We start from the raw sequence: 1,980 nt of genomic DNA, 5'->3' as shown, positions 1-1,980 counted from the left end.
GCGTGTAGAAATCGAACTTAAAAGAGATATGGTGGATTACTGGAATGATTGCTTTAGTGATTTACATATCTTGCAACCAGATTGGAAAACTATCCAACGCACTGCGGATAGAGCAATAGTTTTTATGTTATTGAGTGATGAAGAAGAATGGGGAAAGCTTCACAGAAATTCTAGAACAAAATATAAGAATTTGATAAAAGAAATTTCGCCAGTCGATTTAACGGACTTAATGAAATCGACTTTAAAAGCGAACGAAAAACAATTGCAAAAACAAATCGATTTTTGGCAACATGAATTTAAATTTTGGAAATAGTGTACATATTAATATTACTGAACAAAAATGATATATTTAAACTATTCTAATTTAGGAGGATTTTTTTATGAAGTGTCTATTTAAAAATTTGGGGAATTTATATGAGGTGAAAGAATAATTTACCCCTATAAACTTTAGTCACCTCAAGTAAAGAGGTAAAATTGTTTAGTTTATATAAAAAATTTAAAGGTTTGTTTTATAGCGTTTTATTTTGGCTTTGTATTCTTTCATTTTTTAGTGTATTAAATGAAATGGTTTTAAATGTTTCTTTACCTGATATTGCAAATCATTTTAATACTACTCCTGGAATTACAAACTAGGTAAACACTGCATATATGTTAACTTTTTCGATAGGAACAGCAGTATATGGAAAATTATCTGATTATATAAATATAAAAAAATTGTTAATTATTGGTATTAGTTTGAGCTGTCTTGGTTCATTGATTGCTTTTATTGGTCACAATCACTTTTTTATTTTGATTTTTGGTAGGTTAGTACAAGGAGTAGGATCTGCTGCATTCCCTTCACTGATTATGGTGGTTGTAGCTAGAAATATTACAAGAAAAAAACAAGGCAAAGCCTTTGGTTTTATAGGATCAATTGTAGCTTTAGGTGAAGGGTTAGGTCCTTCAATAGGGGGAATAATAGCACATTATATTCATTGGTCTTACCTACTTATACTTCCTATGATTACAATAGTAACTATACCTTTTCTTATTAAAGTAATGGTACCTGGTAAATCAACAAAAAATACATTAGATATCGTAGGTATTGTTTTAATGTCTATAAGTATTATATGTTTTATGTTATTTACGACAAATTATAATTGGACTTTTTTAATACTCTTCACAATCTTTTTTGTGATTTTTATTAAACATATTTCAAGAGTTTCTAACCCTTTTATTAATCCTAAACTAGGGAAAAACATTCCGTTTATGCTTGGTTTGTTTTCTGGTGGGCTAATATTTTCTATAGTAGCTGGTTTTATATCAATGGTGCCTTATATGATGAAAACTATTTATCATGTAAATGTAGCGACAATAGGTAATAGTGTTATTTTTCCTGGAACCATGAGTGTTATTGTTTTTGGTTATTTTGGTGGTTTTTTAGTGGATAGAAAAGGATCATTATTTGTTTTTATTTTAGGATCATTGTCTATCTCTATAAGTTTTTTAACTATTGCATTTTTTGTTGAGTTTAGTATGTGGTTGACTACTTTTATGTTTATATTTGTTATGGGCGGATTATCTTTTACTAAAACAGTTATATCAAAAATAGTATCAAGTAGTCTTTCTGAAGAAGAAGTTGCTTCTGGAATGAGTTTGCTAAATTTCACAAGTTTTTTATCAGAGGGAACAGGTATAGCAATTGTAGGAGGTTTATTGTCACTACAATTGATTAATCGTAAACTAGTTCTGGAATTTATAAATTATTCTTCTGGAGTGTATAGTAATATTCTTGTAGCCATGGCTATCCTTATTATTTTATGTTGTCTTTTGACGATTATTGTATTTAAACGTTCTGAAAAGCAGTTTGAATAGTTATATTATATTTTGGTTTAGAACTATGAGTGGCTAGCATTTTGCCACTCATTTTTTGCGTTAGCAAAAACAGGTTTAAGCCTCGCAGAGCACACGTATTAACGACTTATTAAAAATAAGTCTAGT

The 1,980-nt window shown here is 28.9% G+C and carries 2 pseudogenes; both read left to right on the top strand.

Annotated features, from left to right (window positions below):
- Positions 1 to 313, top strand: a pseudogene (locus DVJ99_RS12835) (replication initiation factor domain-containing protein); the annotation flags it as partial.
- Positions 314 to 474: 161 nt separating this feature from the next.
- Positions 475 to 1,854 (top strand): annotated as a pseudogene (tet(K), locus tag DVJ99_RS12830) (tetracycline efflux MFS transporter Tet(K)).
- Positions 1,855 to 1,980: the final 126 nt, after the last annotated feature.

The organism is Staphylococcus sp. EZ-P03, assembly GCF_003344575.1.
Lineage (GTDB): Bacteria > Bacillota > Bacilli > Staphylococcales > Staphylococcaceae > Staphylococcus > Staphylococcus simulans_B.
The sequence above is the reverse complement of the archived record's forward strand: the minus strand, read 5'-3'. Positions and strand labels throughout refer to the sequence as shown.